Source organism: Sporosarcina koreensis, from assembly GCF_000826145.2.
Taxonomy (GTDB): domain Bacteria; phylum Bacillota; class Bacilli; order Bacillales_A; family Planococcaceae; genus Sporosarcina; species Sporosarcina trichiuri.
Genome location: NZ_LN651337.1, coordinates 1,111,800 through 1,130,032, shown reverse-complemented (window position 1 = coordinate 1,130,032; position 18,233 = coordinate 1,111,800). Strand labels below are relative to the sequence as shown.

Here is an 18,233-nt window from a genome sequence, read left to right as displayed (position 1 = left end):
AAGAGAGAAATTACCCAACAACTGAATGTCTTTGACGTTTGTCAAAGGGGAGTAGCTATAGGGAAACCTATTTCATAGTCGTCAATACATGGTGAATTTGCGCCATCGGTTATGATAGCTGGATTTTTCACAAATTCCGACTTAGCGAGACCTTTGCCTTTTATTAGGTGAGGGTTTTTTTGATTGAAAAAAAGGAGGAATTGGTTGTGGAAACGATATTTTTAGAATATGCTTGGGTGCTTCTGGTGCTGATCGTACTGGAAGGCCTGCTGGCAGCGGACAACGCGGTCGTCATGGCCGTCATGGTGAAACACCTGCCGAAACTGCAGCAGAAGAAGGCGCTGTTCTACGGACTGCTTGGGGCGTTCGTCTTCCGCTTCACCGCGCTGTTCTTCATCACCTTCCTGGTCAACTATTGGGAGATCCAGGCGCTCGGTGCCGTGTACCTGCTGTATATCTCCATCAAGAACATATGGGACCAGAAACACCATAAAGAAGGCGGCCCCTCGAAGAAAAAACGCAGACAATCCGGTTTCTGGATGACCGTGCTGAAAGTGGAGCTCGCGGACATCGCGTTCGCACTCGATTCCATGCTTGCAGCCGTTGCGCTGGCGGTGACACTGCCTGAACTCGGCAACTTCCATATCGGCGGCATCAACGGCGGCCAGTTCACCGTCATGCTGCTCGGCGGCATCGTCGGCCTGGTGCTGATCCGTTTTGCAGCCCGTCAGTTCGTCACGCTGCTGGAGAAATACCCGGCGCTTGAAACAGCCGCCTTCCTCATCGTCGGCTGGGTCGGCGTCAAGCTTGCGGTCATGACGCTTGCGCATCCGAAAGTCGGCATCCTTGCAGAGTCCTTCCCGCATTCGGCCGCCTGGAAGCTGACGTTCTGGATCGTGCTGGCCGGTATCGCAATCGGCGGCTATCTCACGGCAGTCGCACGTAAACATAAATGAAGTCTGTATATCGTTCTGAATGTCCGCTCCGGCAGCCGCCGGGGCGTCTTTTTTATGGTCAGCCCTGCACCCGGAGCTGCACGGCACCCTTCGGAACGACTGCGATTTCACTGACAGGGCATTTTTAAATGTGGTATGATAATGTCTCCTATCAGGAAAGGAACGGATCCATTATGAAATTTAACCGGGACAGTCTGCGCAGGTTCACGCCTGCCCAGATCATTGTTTTCTATTATTTCCTAGCGATTGCATTCTCATTCTTATTATTGAATTTACCGGGCGTCTACAAGCCGGGTGTCGAGATTTCCTTCATCGACAGCCTGTTCACATCGGTGAGTGCTGTCAGTGTGACGGGCCTGACACCGATCAGTATCGGCGGCACGTATACTGTATTCGGCCTCTGTATGCTGATGCTGGTCCTTCAGCTCGGCGGTATCGGCATCATGTCGATCGGCACCTTCTTCTGGCTGCTTGTCAGGAAGAGGATCGGCCTGAGGGAACGCCAGCTCATCATGGTCGACCATAACCAGTATTCTCTGGCCGGTGTCGTCCAGCTGATCAAACAGATTGTCTGGATCATCTTCCTGATCGAACTTATCGGCGGGCTTGTGCTGACTCTCTATATCATGCCGCTCTATGAATCACTTTCGGAAGCGCTTCTGAACGGGATGTTTCTGGCAGTGTCGGCCACGACGAATGCCGGCTTCGATATAACGAATGCCTCGCTCCTGCCGTATTTCAATGACTACTTTGTCCAGACCGTCATCATGATCCTGATCATTCTCGGCGCTATCGGCTTCCCGGTTCTTGTCGAAGTGAAAAGTTTCTTTTCGAAAAAAGTCCCGCATTTCCGTTTTTCGCTGTTCACGAAGATCACGACAGCAACATTCGGCGTACTTCTTATCGGAGGAGCTGTCCTCATCTTCATCCTGGAATCGTTCCACTCATTCCGGGGGATGGCGTGGCACGAAAAGGTCTTTTCTTCATTGTTCCACTCGGTCTCCGCGCGTTCAGCAGGACTGACAACGTACGATATAACGAATTTCGGGGACGCGACAGACATTCTGATCAGTATCCTCATGTTCATCGGGGCTTCGCCAAGTTCGGTCGGCGGAGGCATCCGGACGACAACGTTCGCGATCGCCATCCTGTTCCTCATCAATTTTGCGAAAGGGAAAGACGTCATCCATATCTTCCAGAGACGCATTACACTGGTCGACATTTTCCGCTCGTATGCGGTCATACTGCTTGCCGGCTTCATGGTGATTGCGGCCATGCTCATCCTGCTCATCACGGAGCCCGGTGTCCCGGTTGTGTCCCTGCTGTTCGAAATCACTTCTGCGTTCGGTACATGCGGTATGTCACTCGGCATCACTGCGGACTTATCGGTGCCAGGCAAGATCATCATCATGGCACTCATGTTCATCGGCCGTGTCGGACTGATCTCGTTCCTGTTCACATTGGGGGGGAAAGTGTATAAGACCTCATTCCGTTATCCGAAAGAACGTGTCATCATCGGCTGATCCTGTGCTATATCTGCAGACATTAGTCACACACCTGTCAAAATTATTTTAGAATTGTTTAATAATTTATGTCTTAAGACCTATAGTTGAGCCATATAAAATGTGGAATAATCAAACGTATAAACGAATCGGGATACAAAAAACAATTCTACAACGTAATCTGATTGCATACCTTGTCTGTAGTCTCAGGTAGAAAGGGTGTTGGACCAATTGGATGCTGCTTATGAAAACATGTCACTGTTCGTAAAAGATAACCGCCATCCGTGCATCTTGATCGACATGGATGGGACCATCAAAGAAACGAATGCAATGTTCCGGAACAGATTCTCTATGGAGCCGGATGATAATTTCCTATCTCTTTTCAAATCGAAAACAGCTCTCGGTGAATGGTACAGCCTTAAGGGAACCTCTGATGGAACGAAAGTGAGTGTGCTTGAAAACCTGGCGCTGTCTGTCGGGGAAAACGTTGAGTGCCTGTGCACAGCACATGTTTTCTATAGCCAAGATAATGGACAGGCTGTTGTAACACTCGTTCTGCCGGCAGCTTTCCAGGCGCTGCCTGAGTCGGTATACGCGACTAGTTTCGGCTATATTTCAAAAATCATCCTGCTGATAGATACGGACGGGCGGATTCTCGACGTGAACAGTCGGGTTGCCGGGATTTTCGATATGAAAAGAGGTACACTGATCGGAAAGAGTATCCGCTCCCTCTACAGGAAGTTCAACACACATAAGGACGAAGGGGAGAAATGGTACGAAGAGTATCTTCACCACTTGAAACTGTATGGAAAAGTCCAATTCACGGAACGGTTCGAAAATGACCCGAACGATATCAAGTTTTTCGAGATACAAGTTTCCTACAACCGTGAAGACGAATTGTATGTAATGGAAATGAAGGACTGTACGGAGACCGAAATGCTCCGCAAACAGCTGGAGCATTCGGGATCCCTCTCCACTGTCGGTCAGATGGCGGCCAGTATCGCCCATGAAATCCGGAACCCGATGACAACGCTGAAAGGGTTCGTGCAGCTCATGGAGACAACAGCTGACGGAGACACGGCGAAGTATCTGGCTGTCGTCGACAGCGAACTGCAGCGGATGGAGACGATATTGAACGAGATGCTCATGCTGTCGAAGCCTTCCGAAGGCATCTATTCGGAGTTCTCGCTGGGCGTGCTGATCACCAAGGTGCTGGAGATCATGAAACCGAAGGCAATGTTCGAGTCGATTCTGATCGACTGGCACGATGCCTCATTCTGCAACTCGATGATCTACTCGAATGCCGACAAGCTCAAGCAGGTGCTGCTCAATCTGTTCAAAAATGCGTTCGAAGCGATGGAACCCGGCGGCATCTTGACGCTGAAACTCGAGAAAGAGGTGGATAGTCCATCTTTCATCCTCACTCTCAAGGATACCGGAAAAGGGATGTCCGAGCTGCAGATGAAGAACATGTTTTTGCCGTTCTTTACATCCAAGCCGGAAGGAACCGGTCTCGGTCTGCCGTTCGTGCTGAAAACGGTTGAAGACCTGGGCGGTTCTATCGGTGTGAGTAGCGAGCTGGGCGTCGGAACGACTTTCGTGCTGACGTTCCCGGTCCATTGCGGGAAAAGGTTTCAGGAATTCAGACAACTCAATGTGAATTGACTGGTGCATCCGTACGCTTTTTGACAACGTCCCCAGTTTGACCCTATACTAGACACATTGATAATTTGGGACATAGAGCGGGTGTGAACTATGGAAAATGTTAATGAACGGGCACTCAAGCTGTTTGTGGTGCTGTCCAGAGCCAACAAGGTGCTGCATGAAGAAACGAATCGGCTGATCATCGCAAAGGGCTTGAATCCGACTGAATTCGCGGTGCTGGAGCTGCTGTTCCATAAAGGGAAGCAGCCGATCCAGAAAATCGGGGAAAAGATTCTGATGCGCAGCGGTTCAATGACATATGTCATTAACAAACTTGAAGCAAACGGGTATCTGCAGCGGGAGACCAACGTCAATGATAAACGGGTGACATATGTTTCGATTTCAGAGAAAGGCAAAAGACTCATGGAGACGATATTTCCGGAACATGCGGATAATATCACCAGCTTGCTGTCTGCACTGACTCCTGTTGAACAGGAAGAAGCTGTGCGGCTGTTGCAGAAGCTCGGTGTCTCCATACGGGATCTTTCATAAAAAAACTGACCTGCTTACTTGGAAGCGGTCAGTTTTTTTATGCTTATTCAGCTGATTCAATTGTTTCGGCCATCTTCAGGAAGTCGCTGTAATAGTCCTCGTCTGCGTTGTCATACATCATGACAGTCACGAGCATCTGATCTTTCTCGAAAATCATAGCGGTGATCGGCCCTTCAGGTGCGTTGACACGGTACGCTTTCACTTTTTCGAGGCTTGTGTCCGTTGGCAGCTGATCGTCCTCCGTCAGTTCCACAGGATCGGAATCGGAACTGGATGCTGCCAGCTTTTCATTCATCATTTCAAGCCCTTTGTCGTAATCAGCGTCTGCTGCATCCGTCGTTTCAATGCTCATGAACCATTCCTCATTGTCTTTTGCGTAGAGGACGTCACGTCCCGGTTCTTCACTTGTCAGTGTGTAATCAGGAAGCACCTGCATCTTGAAGTTCTGTTCGTCACTCTTCGTTTCGCTGGCATCCGGAAGAGCAGCTGAATCGTCATCTGTATCTGCGCTGTCGGAATCGGTTTCCGAGTCGGTATCTGCGTCAGTGTCGGTTTCAGAGTCCGCTGCACCTGATTCGTCCACATCATCTTCTGTGATGCCTTCACTGTTCGTATTTTCGCCTTCGGCAGGCTTGTTCTCACTATCTGCATTTGTATCTGCGCCAGTGCCTTCAGTGTCCGTGTTGACTGTTTCTGCAGGGTCTGCAGTTTCATCGCTCGTTCCGCAAGCTGCAAGCAAGAGGGATGCGGATAACGCTGTGTACATAAGTTTACGGTTCATCATCTGTATATCTCCTCCTTCGTCATGTTAACGCTGCCGGCCGGTGAAAGGTTTCAATCCTCTTTCCTGTGAAGGATCTTGTAGCGCTTATGGTTGACAACGGTTTTCTCTTCAAGACCGAGATCCTCGAAGTTTTCCATGTACGTCAAGTTGACAATAACTGAGTTATCATTCACTTTTTCCACAATGCCTTGCAATCCGTCACCGAATTCGATGATGGAGCCAACTGGGGCGACATTCGGATTTTCCAACTCTTCCATATTCTCCAGCTCCTTCGTTTGCAGATTTGTAGTCTTGCAGTCCGTTTCGGACGTTTCGGATATAGGTAAAGTATCATGAAATGCAGATTTGTACAAATGTTACAAGCTATCGGAGAAGATGTCGAAATTTGACTAAAAGTTTAGATATCTTAACTTTAGCAGATATGCTACGATAATTAGAGGTGTGTTAAAAACTGAAGGAGGTGTTCCTGTTGAATAGAATGGAAATCGAAATCGAACAGACACGCAAGAGACTGTTGACAGCCGCACGGGAACAAGGGCTTTCCTCCAGCGAAACGATCCGGCTCAGCGTTGAATTGGATCATCTCCTCAACTCATACGACAAAGAACGGCGCCATTTTGGAAGATGCGCACGGTTTGATGCTGATTTCAGCTGAACTAATTAAAAAAATGATTCAAATAGGGTTTAAAGTTCTGTGAGACGGGCATATTATAATCGAACACAGCAACATTCTCATTTCCCCCTTTTGAGGACGGCTCTTTCCCAGGAGCCGTCTTTTTTTGTTTGCCGGAGATAAATCGCATAGTGTGCTGTATGATAGGAAGAGACATGTAAAGGGGGCAGTGGAGATGAAAAAGATTTCATTTATCGGGACAGGTGTTATGGGGGCCAGTATCGTCCGCCATTTGATGGACGGCGGTTATCCGGTTAAGATTTACACGCGGACCAGACGGAAAGCGGAACCGCTGATTGAAGCGGGGGCAGAATGGGCGCCGACTGTCCGGGAGGCAGCAGATGGAGCCGACTGTATTTTTACCATGGTCGGCTATCCGGCAGATGTCGAGGAAGTCTACTTCGGGAACGACGGGATTTTAGAAGCGGCTTCGGAAGGCAGCCTGCTGATCGATTTGACGACGTCGAGTCCTGCGCTTGCGATCCGAATTGCAGAGACTGCTCGGGAAAAAGGGATGATGTCACTGGATGCTCCGGTATCCGGAGGTGATGTCGGTGCCAGGAACGGCACCCTGTCTGTCATGTGCGGCGGAGAACCGGCAGCTTTCAGGAAAGCCGGTCCGCTGTTCGATCTGTTCGGCAGCCAGATGAAACTGCAGGGCGGTGCAGGTGCCGGGCAGCATACGAAAATGTGCAACCAGCTTGCGATCGCGACGAATATGATCGGTGTGTGCGAAGCGCTCGTTTATGCGGAAAAGGCAGGCCTTGATCCTGAAAACGTACTGGAATCCATTTCCACCGGCGCAGCGGGTTCCTGGTCGTTGTCGAATCTCGGTCCGCGTATGCTGGCAGGCAATTTTGAACCCGGGTTTTACACGAAGCACTTCCTGAAAGATCTCCGGATCGCTCTCGAGGAAGCAAAGGCGATGGAGCTGCCTCTTCCCGGCCTCGAGCTGGCAATCAGATTGTATGAAAGGCTGAGTGACGAAGGATATACGGATAAAGGGACACAAGTGCTGTACAAGTATTATAAATGAAAAAACGAAAGGACATGCCGTGCGCGGCATGTCCTTTCATCGTTTTCCGTCCAAATAGGAGGAGCGGAATCCCGCTGTGTTCGAAACCCGCTTCTTCTTTTTCGGCGGTTCGGCTAACGGAGCTTTCTGTTCGGTTTCAACCGTCCCGCCGGTGAACACTGTCAGCAGGTCGCGTGCTGTCTTCAGGCTCATCCGCTCCTGCGGATTGCGGAACTGCATATCCTGCTCACCTAAATGGGGGAGTTTCGCAAAGTCTTCTTTTTCCGGAAGGGTATGGAAGAGGAAATCACCGCAGCGGACAAGGACGGTGGAGTGCTGTTTGCTGAACTTCGGATTCTCGACAAAATGCAGTCCGATCTTTTCAGCTTCCCCGGCTTCCAGCAGTTTGGCGATGGACTGCTTCTTCAGCTGATACAGCGGCCGGTTATCGGGAGCGGTCTTTGCGTGACGGTTGACCGTGTAGATCGCTACAGCGATTTCATGGAGAGAGGCTGTTCCTGACAAGGGACGCCCTCCTTTCGTGGACTTTGAAACTTCAATTTGACAGTATTGTACTAGGAAATCGGGAAGAAGTATAGACAAAGAGCGTTTCAAGTTTAATTGGCCGAAATTTCTTTATAAGCGACTAGAAAGCTGATAAGTAATCAGAATCATGATACAATTTGAATGAGTATTCATTCATTGAAGGGGGAATTCAAATGGCAGAGCAGAAAGTGATCATCGTAACAGGCGGATCCAGCGGGATGGGGAAGTACATGGCGAAGAAATTTGCATCAGATGGAGCAGCTGTCATCATCACCGGCAGGGATGAGGAAAAGCTTACGGCAGCCCAAAACGAGATCGGTGATGGAGTGTACACATTCCGGATGGATGTCCGTGAGCTCGATACGATCGAGGCACTGATCCGTTACGCCGATGAAACGTTTGGCAGGATCGACGGACTCGTCAACAATGCGGCCGGAAACTTCCTCGTCCAGGCGGAAGATCTGTCGCCGAACGGCTGGAAATCGGTCATCGACATTGTGCTGAACGGCACTTTCTATTGTTCGCAAGCAGTCATGAACTACTGGAAAGAGAAGGGGCAGAAAGGTGCCATCCTCAATATGCTTGCGACATACGCATGGGATGCCGGCCCGGGTGTTGTCCACTCGGCAGCCGCAAAAGCCGGCGTCATGTCCCTGACAAGGACACTTGCTGTGGAATGGGGACGGAAGTACGGCGTCCGGGTGAACGGCATTGCACCGGGACCGATTGAACGCACAGGCGGTGCTGAAAAACTGTTCCAGTCCGAAAAGGCCGCGGCGAGGACGATCCAGTCGGTTCCGCTCGGACGTGTCGGCAAGCCGGAGGAAATCGCGGAACTCGCCGCTTTCATCATGTCCGACAAAGCCGCGTATATGAATGGGGAGATTGTCACGCTGGATGGCGGCCAGTGGCTGAACCAATTTCCGTTTTGACGGATAGACCGGTTGCAGACTGCGCATGCTGAGACTGCCTGATACCACAAAAGGAATCCGGCAGAGGAGGATGGAAGATGTTCGATATTTGGGTCGTCCCGATCATGGTTGTCATTGCTGTCATACTTTTGATCGGGCTTCTGTCGGTGCTGAAGAAGCCGGCATACAATCCTGAAGGAGCGCTGAATAGACAGGATCGGAGTGTCGCCGAACCGATTGAAGATCATCCGGTCGGGCTGAACCCTATTTTTTGGGTGATACTGGTCGCCGCGCTTTTTATGGCTGTCATCATTATGTACTACTGGGCCTCCTATTAACCGGAGGCTTTTTTCATGGAGGAAAAACTTCCGCCCTCTCTCCGTGACGTCCTTCATTTTTCATCGGGCTCTATGATATAGTAGAGTAGCAGCATTGAGTCGTAACAAGTTGCTGCTGGAGGAGCGGTTTACATTGGTTGCTTTGAACAACAACGAATTTCTGGTGATGCCGATTTCTGATTATCTGATCTCTGCAGAGAAAGTGGCGCATGTGCAAGTCGGCAATAATGCCGAACACGCCCTGCTTGTCCTGACCAAGACAGGATACTCGGCCATTCCTGTGCTCGATGCAAAATACAAACTGCGCGGTCTGCTGGGGATCGGTATGATCACCGATGCCATCCTCGGACTCGAACGGATCGAATATGAGAAACTGTCGGATTTGAAAGTCGATGAAATCATGCAGACGGAACTGCCGGTCATCCGGACTGCGGACAGATTCCAAAAAGGTCTGGATCTGCTCATCAACCATACTTTCCTCTGTGTGACGGAAGAAGACGGGACATTTGCCGGAATCCTGACGCGGCGGGTTATGCTGAAACAATTCAAGAAGTATGTATATAGCGCAAAATAATGCAGCAACAGCAGCATTCGACCGGATAAGCAGAGGCTCTTTCTCCCGAAAAGAGCCTCTTTTTTAATAGCTTTGGCAACAAGAACAATTTGAAAAGACGGACAGGGGAGTCAGAGGAGGAACAGCATGAATACGACTGAGATTATTAAAGTGCTGGCGGAAGAAGGGAACATGCGGAAAGCGGCAGACCGGCTGTTCATCTCCCAGCCGGCGCTGTCACAGCGGCTGCAGTCAATTGAAAAGGAATGGGGAGCGAAACTTTTTGTGCGTTCCCAGAAAGGGCTTGTCCCGACAGCAGCGGGAGAGCTGGTTATCGAGTACGCTAAAGAGACGGTGCACCGGAAGGAGGAGACGATCGAGCGGATCGCCTCCCTTGCGGATCGGGTGCACGGTACACTCAATATCGCCTGTGCATCGATTGTCGGTCAGACATGGCTGCCTGAAGTGCTGAAGGACTTCGTCAAAAGGTATCCGGACGCTAAAATCTCCCTGATGACGGGCTGGACGTCGGAAATCCTTCGGGCGCTCTACGAAGGGGAAGCGCATATCGGCATCGTCCGGGGAGAAGTCGACTGGAACAGCCGGAGGACATATCTCTTCCGTGACCAGCTGTATCTGGTCGATCAGGAGCTGACATCGATCGAGCAGCTGAAAGATACGAAGCGGCCATACATCCAATTCAAAAGCGACTCGAACTACTACATGGAGATCCAGCAATGGTGGCAGCGGCATTTTTCGAAGAATCCAGGCAGGCAGCTGACCGTGGATCAGATGGAGACATGCCGGCAGCTGGCGCTTAACGGAATCGGCTATGCCATTTTGCCCTCCATCACGTTGCGGGGGGACGAACCGGTCAATAAGATTCCGCTGCTGAACAGCGAAGCGGAGTTCGAACTGACGAGGGATACGTATCTGATCGGCTATGAATCGATTTTTGATCTGAAACAGGTAGCAGCATTTGCGGAAGTCATCGAAGAACATGCAAAACTGCTGAGAGAGAGTTCTGGATTGTTGGAATAATGCAACCTCATTAGGGTTTGTACGTACTACTTAGTTAGACAGAAACCAAATAGAAAGTGAGGCGGACCTATGAGACGCCGATTGACCAATCTATTCAGCCTGCTGGCTGCCCTGACCCTCCTGCTCGGAATAGTGCCTGCAGGCCGTGCATCAGCTGCACCGGACCTGTCGATATCCGTCCAGGCCGGACTCGATAACAAAACGAAAATGGGGGAAGGGGCACAGCTCTTCATCACCGTGGAGAACAAGGGCAGCCTGTTCACAGGGGATCTCATCCTCGATACGGCGTCCGGCCAATCTTCAGGAGTAGGCCAGGCGATCCCTGTCACTGTCGGGGAAGGGGAGAAGCAGACGGTATCCATGGTCGTGGATTCCCTGGAAGACCCCCAGACGTATACAGGCAGTCCGGCGAAGAAAAACATCTTCCTGTTTGAAAACGGCTGGAGAAATGGCAAGGAGGTTGCCCATTCCGGCACACAAATGGTTTCTTCGGCGTCCTATCCGCCGGAGACGCTGTTCATAGCAGGTCTCGGAGAAAATATCGACCGCCTGTCCTCGCTGAAGGACATCCAGCTGAAAGGCAGCCAGGGAATGGAGCTGCTGAACCTGTCCAAACCGGACGGCCCGCCGCTGCCGGATACAGCTGCAGGCTGGGAGGCGGCAGATATCATCGCAGCCGACAGATACCCGATCGCGGATCTGACTGCAGATCAGCAGCAGGCGATGCTCGACTGGGTCAACGGCGGAGGGACGCTTCTGCTCAGCGGATCTGACAATCCCGCTGCGGAAGCAGGGATATTCCGTGAAGACCTTCCATTAGATCTCGGAGCTGCCGAGCAGCTGCCGCCTGCCATCTTCGGAGACAAATTCAAGGAACCCATACCAGGGTATAAGGCGGCAGCCGCCAAAGATGCTGTTATCCTGCTCGAAAAGGACGGCATTATCCTTGCCGCTGCCAAACAGCTCGGGAACGGTATGATCGTCCAGACATCCTTCACATTCGGCAGTGACGCCTACCGGTCATCCATCGGCGTGAAGAAGTTCTGGCCGGCGCTCCTCGATAAGCGCAGCCTGCTCATCCCGCAGCGTCCTGTCTCGTCATACTACAACAGTCCTGCGGATGATCTTGCATGGAGTGTCGGTGAGAACAACGAAGTGTTCCCATCCTTCAAAGTGTCGACACCGCTTCTTTTCGGTTTCATCCTGATCTATATGATCCTGATCATTCCGCTGCTGTACGTCATCCTGAAAAGAAAGGACAGACGGGAGCATGCCTGGTGGATCATTCCGGCTGCCGCGGTTCTCGTGTCGGTTGTGATTTTTGCGTACGGAGCGAAGGACCGTCTCGGCAAATCGCAGCTGCAGCATTCCGCTGTCTATGAAGTGCAGCCGGACGGCAGGCTGACCGGCTACTATGTGGAATCGCTGCTGACGGATAAAAGCGGTGATTTCTCATTCAGCCTTCAGAAACCGAGCTCCGTCTTCGTCAGCTCGTCCGTGGACGGTCTGTTCGGAAGCGGCCAGCCGGCACATGAGCGGGCCGTCGTCGAAAAGGGGCCGGCTGCTGAAACGCTGTCATTCCGCAAGCTCGGCTTCTGGAATGTCGCGACGTTCTACGGAAAGACCGAAATGGCGGACACCGGTAAGTTCGATGCACAGCTGACCGTCGCGGACGGCCGGCTGACAGGTACAATAACGAATTCGTTCCCGTTCGCAATGGAGGATGTCATGGTCCTGTCGGGAACCAAGAAGATCGAGCTCGGTACAGTCCAGGCAGGCGAGACGTTGACAGTCCGGAAAGAAGTCAAAGCAAGCGTGCTCGGACCGAGGATCTCCGGCCAGTCAGGTTTCAGTATCCAGCAGCCAGCCGGACAGGACGATCTTATTGCGATGCGGAAAGAGGGACTTCTTGAATTTTCATCCCTGCATATGAATGATTCTCCGAAACCGCTTCTTGCAGGCACTGCACGGGCACAGCTCATGGACGTTTCACTTGACGGACGGAAGGCGGAGTCTTCTGCGCTCTCGGTCATCCTGCAGCCGGTCGATATCAGATCCGTACTGTCAGGGACCGTGAAAGTGGACAGTGACCTGATGGACATGGAGATGGTCTCATCGACCGGACAGTCCGCTGAGCTGCTGGATGACATGACGAAGGACTATATGTTCTATGAAAAGGATTATACGCAGACGTGGCGGCTCCCGGCCGATTTCCTGAAAGATGTCGCGGGCTGGAGCAAACTGGACCTGCTCGGTGCGGATATGCAGGCGTACAGCGTCAGCATACTGAACACGGAGAGCGGGGAATATGAACCGCTCGAAGGGAAGAGCACACTCACTGTGGAACCGGCAGACCCTTATGTATCGAAAGAAGGGGCCGTCACGGTGAAACTGGAGATCAGCGATCAGCGGATGGGTGAACCGGTACACCCGCCTGAACTCCGGCTGACAGGGGAGGCAGTGAAATGATTGAAATCAGAAACCTGACGAAGAAATACGGCAATTTCACAGCGCTCGACAACCTGACATTATCCTTGCCTGAAGGCACGGTATTCGGGTTTGTCGGAGCGAACGGTGCCGGGAAGTCGACGACGTTCCTAATCCTGTCGACATTGCTGCAGCCGACCGCCGGCACGGTTCTCATCGATGGCATCAATATTACGGAGAAACCCGATGAGATCCGACGGCGTATCGGCTACATGCCGGATTTCTTCGGCATCTATGATCAGCTGAAAGCCCATGAATACCTTGATTTCTACGGAGCGAGCTACGGAATCCCGGCAGCGGACCGTCCGAAGCTCATCACGGATCTGCTTGAGCTCGTCAATCTGTCCGACAAGCGCGATACGTATGTCGATTCCCTGTCACGCGGCATGAAGCAGCGCCTCTGCCTGGCAAGGAGCCTGATCCATGACCCGAAAGTGCTGATACTGGATGAACCGGCTTCAGGTCTCGACCCGCGGGCACGTGTGGAGATGAGGGATATCCTCCGTTCGCTGAGAGCAATGGGAAAAACGATCTTGATCTCGTCCCATATTCTGCCGGAGCTCGCAGAAATGTGCGATGAAATCGGTGTGATCGATGGCGGCAGACTGATCGCGCACGGTTCGGTCCCGGACATACAGGCGCAGCTGAAGGGCGAGAAGACGGTCACTGTCCGTTTCATCGGCAGTGCAGCAGCTGTGGTCTCCGTATTCGAAGAGGATCCGGCTGTCTCCCATATCCGCCAGGAAGCGGGGGAAGGGATGCTGTCGTTTACATTCAAAGGGAATGATGAAGAACAGGTCCGGCTTCTGAAGAATGCTGTGCAGTCCGGCGTGCAGATCGTCTCCTTCTCCGAGGACTCTGCGGATCTGGAAGATGTCTTCATGCAGATCACGAAAGGGGAGGATCCGATTGAGAGCCCAGTTCAATAATCCTGTTCTCGCCAAAGAAGTGAAACTGCGATTCAGGAGCGCCAAAAGTTTCACGGGCATCCTCATTTACCTGGCGGCGATGTGCCTGTTCGTGTTCGGGTTCATCTATACGACAACGAGCCTGTCGGGCACCATCTACTTCAAACCGTCGGAGAGCGTTGTACTGTTCATGTTCCTGACGTTCATCCAGCTCGGACTCGTGCTGTTCATCACGCCGGGGCTGACGGCAGGCACGATCAGTGGCGAACGGGAGCGGCAGACACTGCCCATGCTCCTGACGACATCGCAGAGTTCATTCCAGATCATCTCCGGCAAACTGCTGTCTTCGGTGCTGTTCCTGCTGCTGCTGATTGTTGCCGGACTGCCGGTGTACAGCATGGTGTTCCTGTTCGGCGGCATCTCACCGGTGCTGCTCCTGAAGTCCCTGCTGTTCCTGTTCATCACCCTGCTGTCGCTCGGCAGTCTCGGTGTCCTGTTCTCCACACTGATCAGGAGGACGACAGTTTCGATGATCGTGACGTATGGCAGTATGCTGTTCTTCACGGCTGTCATCCCGTTCCTTTTCCTGATCATCGTGCAGGTGAAGCAGATGGCGGCACTCGGTTCAGGGACGGCCGGTAAATCGGTCGCAGGTTTCTTCCTGGCAGCCATCAATCCGGAGATCTTTTTTGCCTCATTGCTCGCCCCGGAAGTCGGGGGCATGGTGGAAGAAGTGACACAAGTGCAGTTCCCGATGTGGATCGTATATGTCCTGTTCTACGGTCTGATTGCCGTCTTGTCCATCTGGCTGGCGACGAAACGGCTGCGGGTGAATATGAAGAAGCCGAAATGAGGAGGCGATAGCGGATGACCCAGCAGAAAGAGCAGTTGCAGCAGATCCGCCGCTCAGTGTTGAAAGCAAGAAGAAGCTTGCGTATCGAGCGGTTCTATGTAGAGTCGGTGAACGGTATGATCTGGACTCTGCTGAGTGCAGCCGCTGTCCTGCTCATATCCAGGTTTTATGTCTTCCCCTCTTACAAGCTGTTTGCATTTGCGGCTGCACTTTCAGCCGGCATGATCCTGTCTGTGGTCATATTCCGGAAACGGCCTTCGGAACGCGAGGCGGCCCGGCAGCTGGACCGCTATCTGCCGGACAATCTGCTTCTGACAGTACTCGATGAGGACGTACAGCAGTCCCCGCTTGGCAGATTGCTCATTGCAAGGACCGCAGACCGGATGGAAGCCGCAAACCAGCTGTTTTCACGACGGAAAAAGCGGCGTCCTGACTGGAGGAGGGCTGCAGCTGCGGCAGCGGCCGCGATGGGACTGCTGCTGCTGACCCTATTCCCGGCACCCGCTCAGCAGGAAGCGGACGATGCGGCGGTTGTCCGGAAAACGGTGGACACTCTCGGGAAGAAGGCAGCTGCATTGGCCGCTGAAACGGCGGATCCAAAGATGAAGAAGAAGCTGGAAACGCTTGCGGATGAATTGAAGAAGACATCTGATGCCGGGCAGGCCCTCAAAGAGGTCGTCAAGACTCAGAAAGAGCTCCAGCTCCGCAAGCAGCAGCTGGAAGGGAAAGAAAGGCTGGCGGACAGCGGCAAATCAGCACAGCTGACGGGAAGTGAGACCGCTGAACTGGAGGAACTGAAAAAATCCGCGGCGGAACTTGCGGGCGCCGGTGATCAGGCATACCGGAAACTGGAGTCGATCGGAAAAGCTCCGCCGCTACCGCAGCTCGCTGCCGGTCAGGGAACTGACGGCAGGCAGGGGCAGACCGGGCAGGACAGCCAAGGGGGCAATAAGCAAAACGGGCAGAAAACCGGTCAGCAGAGCGGCCACCCTGGCAGCCAGGAGGGCGGTACGCAAGCAGACCGGGGCTCAGGTCAGAGCCAAGGGCAGGGACAAAGCCAAGGGCAACAAGGGCAACAAGGTCAAGGGCATAGCCGAGGCCAAGGGCAAGGTCAAGGGCAAGGGCAAGGTCAAGGCCAAGGGCAAGGTCAAGGCCAAGGGCAAGGTCAAGGCCAAGGGCAAGGCCAAGGGCAAGGTCAAGGCCAAGGGCAAGGTCAAGGCCAAGGGCAAGGCCAAGGCCAAGGCCAAGGCCAAGGCCAAGGCCAAGGCCAAGGGCAAGGTCAAGGTCAAGGTCAAGGATCCGGCAGCGGGCTTGGCCCGGGGGCAGGGACCGGCTCGGGCGGCAGGAATCTTCTGTCGATCCCAAATGACCGTCTCGGCCAAGCCGGCAGTCCTGATACGGATTCCGGAAAACTCGGCAGGGGCGACGCTGCGCAGTCAAATGATAAACAGACTGTGAACCGGAAAGGGACGATCCGGCCGTATGAAGAGGTCGTCGGCAGGTATAAAGAATCGTATCTGGAGCAGACCGAACGCCTGCCGCTGTCACCGGAACTGGAAAAACTCGTATCGGACTATTTTTCTTCAATCGACTAACACCCGGGAGGGAACAGCATATGGAAGTATCGATGCAACATTTCGAGGAACTGAGCGGACAGATGGAACAGGTGCGAAAAGAGATCGGGCGGTTCATCGTCGGGCAGCAGGAGGCGGTCGACTATACGTTGCTGTCCATCGCAGCAGGCGGCCATGCCCTGCTGGAAGGGGCGCCGGGTCTCGGCAAGACGATGCTCATCCGTACAATCGGTGAGGTGCTCGATCTGACATTCAAACGGATCCAGTTCACCCCCGATCTGATGCCGTCCGATATCACCGGGACAACATTGCTGGAACGCGGTGAGGACGGACAGCAGCGGTTCACCTTCAGCGAGGGGCCGCTGTTCAGCCAGCTCGTCCTGGCGGATGAAATCAACCGGGCGACACCGAAGACGCAAAGTGCACTGCTGGAAGCGATGGGAGAGAAGACGGTGACTGTCCTCGGACAGACCTATGATATGCCCACGCCCTTCTTTGTGCTTGCGACACAGAACCCGATCGACCTGGAAGGTACATACCCGCTGCCGGAGGCGCAGCTCGACCGGTTCCTCTGCAAAATCAATCTGCCGTATCCGTCCGCAGACGAACTGAAGGAAATCATCAGGAGGACCACAGGAACGGAAACAGTCCGTATTGAAAAGAAGATGACAGCCGGGCAAGTGCTCGAAGTCCAGCAGCTCGTGCGTGAGGTCGTCATCGCGGAAGACATGATCGATTATGCCGTCCGTCTGGTGACAGCCACACAGCCGCAGACCGGGACTGGCGATGACTGGTCCTCCTATATCCAGTTCGGGAGCGGTCCCCGCGGCCTCCAGTCGGTCATCCGGCTCGCCAAGGCGAGAGCCTTCCTGTCCGGCAGGGTCCACGTCTCCATTGCCGATATCCGGACAGTGGCCAAGCCGGCGCTCCTGCACCGCCTGCAGCTGAATTATGAAGCGGAGGCGGAAGGGATCACGGAGGAGATCTTCCTGGATCACGTGCTCGGGAATCTGCGGAAGGAGACGGCCGGGTGAAGCCGCTCCTGTTTCCCGCAAAGCTCGCCGCCCGTCTCGGACGGCTGGCGTTCAACCGGCGCTCAGGACGGCTCGGCCATCATAAAGGGACCCATCTGTCGAAGAAGAGCGGTGCGTCCATGGAATTTTCGGATTTCAAGGAATACCATCCGGGTGATGACATCCGGCATATCGACTGGAATGTCTACGCACGGACGGACACGTATTTCATCAAACAATTCCTTGACGAGCAGGAAATGCGCATCCATGTCCTGCTCGATTCAAGCAAGTCGATGGATTTCGGAGGCAAGTGGCCATTTGCGCAGCAGCTCGCCATCGGCCTCGGCCAGATCGCTTTGAAGAATGGGGATACGGCGTCGCTCAGCCGGACACCGGACCCGGCGGTGGTCAGACGGAAAGGCGCACGGCAGGCGGATGCCTGGAGTGCCCGTATTGCGGCGTTTCCGGTTCCTGAGGAAAACACGGGACTGCAGGAAGGGATACCGTCAATCCCCCGCGGCACGACCATATTGTTTGTCATCACGGATGCGCTGGAGCCTGCCGAAGTGCTTGAGCAGACGTTCCGGAAACTGAAGGCCCGCTGTCAGGACATCCGGCTGCTCATCGTCCGTTCCGCTGATGAGCAGCAGCCTGCTTTCGAAGGGGATGTTCGGCTGATCGATGCAGAGCAGGATACCGCAGCGGAGGTATCGATGACCGCCGCCTCCGTATCCGCATATACCCGGCGGATGGAGGAACACGAAAGGCGGCTGCTCGGACACGCGGGGAAATACGGCATCAGCGTGCTGTATACATCACCTGCAGACGGAGCGGAAGATGTTTTCACCAGACAGATGAGACGTGCACAGTGGGTGCGCTGATG

Annotated in this window: 19 protein-coding genes; 16 read left to right on the top strand and 3 right to left on the bottom strand. The window is 53.4% G+C overall.

Features of this window, described 5'->3' with window-relative positions:
- Nucleotides 1-206: 206 nt before the first annotated feature.
- From BN1190_RS11405 to BN1190_RS11390, 4 genes are all read left to right on the top strand, one after another.
- A complete protein-coding gene (locus tag BN1190_RS11405) occupies nt 207-956 on the top strand; it encodes a TerC family protein (protein WP_040287014.1) in 750 nt (249 codons plus the stop codon).
- A gap of 173 nt (nt 957-1,129) precedes the next feature.
- Nucleotides 1,130-2,479: a TrkH family potassium uptake protein gene (locus BN1190_RS11400; RefSeq protein ID WP_040287294.1), complete on the top strand. Its 1,350-nt coding sequence runs from the start codon at nt 1,130-1,132 to the stop codon at nt 2,477-2,479.
- Nucleotides 2,480-2,680: 201 nt separating this feature from the next.
- A complete protein-coding gene (locus BN1190_RS11395; protein ID WP_144036090.1) occupies nt 2,681-4,123 on the top strand; it encodes an ATP-binding protein in 1,443 nt (480 codons plus the stop codon).
- Between the two features lie 90 nt (nt 4,124-4,213).
- Nucleotides 4,214-4,654: a MarR family winged helix-turn-helix transcriptional regulator gene (locus BN1190_RS11390; protein WP_040287013.1), complete on the top strand. Its 441-nt coding sequence runs from the start codon at nt 4,214-4,216 to the stop codon at nt 4,652-4,654.
- Between the two features lie 43 nt (nt 4,655-4,697).
- Here the strand turns inward: BN1190_RS11390 and BN1190_RS11385 are convergent, their stop codons facing one another.
- Both BN1190_RS11385 and BN1190_RS11380 read right to left on the bottom strand, forming a co-directional pair.
- Nucleotides 4,698-5,438 (bottom strand): hypothetical protein, encoded by a 741-nt coding sequence (locus BN1190_RS11385; RefSeq protein WP_040287012.1) that lies wholly within the window; start codon nt 5,436-5,438, stop codon nt 4,698-4,700.
- A 50-nt stretch (nt 5,439-5,488) separates the two neighbouring features.
- On the bottom strand, nt 5,489-5,695 hold the full coding sequence (locus BN1190_RS11380) for a YkvS family protein (protein WP_040287011.1): 207 nt from the start codon (nt 5,693-5,695) through the stop codon (nt 5,489-5,491).
- 221 nt (nt 5,696-5,916) lie between these two features.
- Between BN1190_RS11380 and BN1190_RS11375 the strand changes: the two genes are divergently transcribed.
- Both BN1190_RS11375 and BN1190_RS11370 read left to right on the top strand, forming a co-directional pair.
- Complete coding sequence (locus tag BN1190_RS11375; RefSeq protein ID WP_082023354.1) at nt 5,917-6,093, top strand: aspartyl-phosphate phosphatase Spo0E family protein; 177 nt, start codon at nt 5,917-5,919, stop codon at nt 6,091-6,093.
- A gap of 193 nt (nt 6,094-6,286) precedes the next feature.
- Nucleotides 6,287-7,147, top strand: coding sequence for an NAD(P)-dependent oxidoreductase (locus BN1190_RS11370; RefSeq protein WP_040287010.1), 861 nt, complete (start codon nt 6,287-6,289; stop codon nt 7,145-7,147).
- Nucleotides 7,148-7,183: 36 nt separating this feature from the next.
- Here the strand turns inward: BN1190_RS11370 and BN1190_RS11365 are convergent, their stop codons facing one another.
- Nucleotides 7,184-7,651 carry a YkyB family protein gene (locus BN1190_RS11365; RefSeq protein WP_040287009.1) on the bottom strand — a complete coding sequence of 156 codons (468 nt, stop codon included), beginning with the start codon at nt 7,649-7,651 and terminating at the stop codon, nt 7,184-7,186.
- Nucleotides 7,652-7,845: 194 nt separating this feature from the next.
- Between BN1190_RS11365 and fadH the strand changes: the two genes are divergently transcribed.
- The 10 genes from fadH to BN1190_RS11315 all read left to right on the top strand — a co-directional run bounded on the left by fadH (nt 7,846) and on the right by BN1190_RS11315 (nt 18,231).
- Nucleotides 7,846-8,604: a 2,4-dienoyl-CoA reductase gene (gene fadH / locus BN1190_RS11360; protein WP_040287008.1), complete on the top strand. Its 759-nt coding sequence runs from the start codon at nt 7,846-7,848 to the stop codon at nt 8,602-8,604.
- 77 nt (nt 8,605-8,681) lie between these two features.
- Nucleotides 8,682-8,921: a hypothetical protein gene (locus BN1190_RS11355; protein WP_040287007.1), complete on the top strand. Its 240-nt coding sequence runs from the start codon at nt 8,682-8,684 to the stop codon at nt 8,919-8,921.
- A 133-nt stretch (nt 8,922-9,054) separates the two neighbouring features.
- Nucleotides 9,055-9,495: a cyclic-di-AMP-binding protein CbpB gene (gene cbpB / locus BN1190_RS11350; RefSeq protein ID WP_040287006.1), complete on the top strand. Its 441-nt coding sequence runs from the start codon at nt 9,055-9,057 to the stop codon at nt 9,493-9,495.
- Nucleotides 9,496-9,621: 126 nt separating this feature from the next.
- A complete protein-coding gene (locus BN1190_RS11345; RefSeq protein ID WP_040287005.1) occupies nt 9,622-10,515 on the top strand; it encodes a LysR family transcriptional regulator in 894 nt (297 codons plus the stop codon).
- Between the two features lie 69 nt (nt 10,516-10,584).
- Nucleotides 10,585-12,984 (top strand): hypothetical protein, encoded by a 2,400-nt coding sequence (locus tag BN1190_RS11340; protein ID WP_144036088.1) that lies wholly within the window; start codon nt 10,585-10,587, stop codon nt 12,982-12,984.
- On the top strand, nt 12,981-13,931 hold the full coding sequence (locus BN1190_RS11335) for an ABC transporter ATP-binding protein (RefSeq protein WP_040287003.1): 951 nt from the start codon (nt 12,981-12,983) through the stop codon (nt 13,929-13,931). Before BN1190_RS11340 ends, BN1190_RS11335 begins: the two co-directional genes overlap by 4 nt.
- Nucleotides 13,912-14,763, top strand: a complete 852-nt coding sequence (locus BN1190_RS11330) for an ABC transporter permease (RefSeq protein ID WP_040287002.1) — start codon at nt 13,912-13,914, stop codon at nt 14,761-14,763. The genes BN1190_RS11335 and BN1190_RS11330 overlap by 20 nt, the downstream gene beginning before the upstream one ends.
- A 14-nt stretch (nt 14,764-14,777) precedes the next feature.
- Entirely contained in the window at nt 14,778-16,358 is a 1,581-nt protein-coding gene (locus BN1190_RS14860) for a hypothetical protein (RefSeq protein WP_052461800.1), read from the top strand.
- Between the two features lie 20 nt (nt 16,359-16,378).
- Nucleotides 16,379-17,371 (top strand): AAA family ATPase, encoded by a 993-nt coding sequence (locus BN1190_RS11320; RefSeq protein ID WP_040287001.1) that lies wholly within the window; start codon nt 16,379-16,381, stop codon nt 17,369-17,371.
- On the top strand, nt 17,368-18,231 hold the full coding sequence (locus BN1190_RS11315) for a DUF58 domain-containing protein (protein WP_040287000.1): 864 nt from the start codon (nt 17,368-17,370) through the stop codon (nt 18,229-18,231). Before BN1190_RS11320 ends, BN1190_RS11315 begins: the two co-directional genes overlap by 4 nt.
- Nucleotides 18,232-18,233 lie beyond the last annotated feature (2 nt).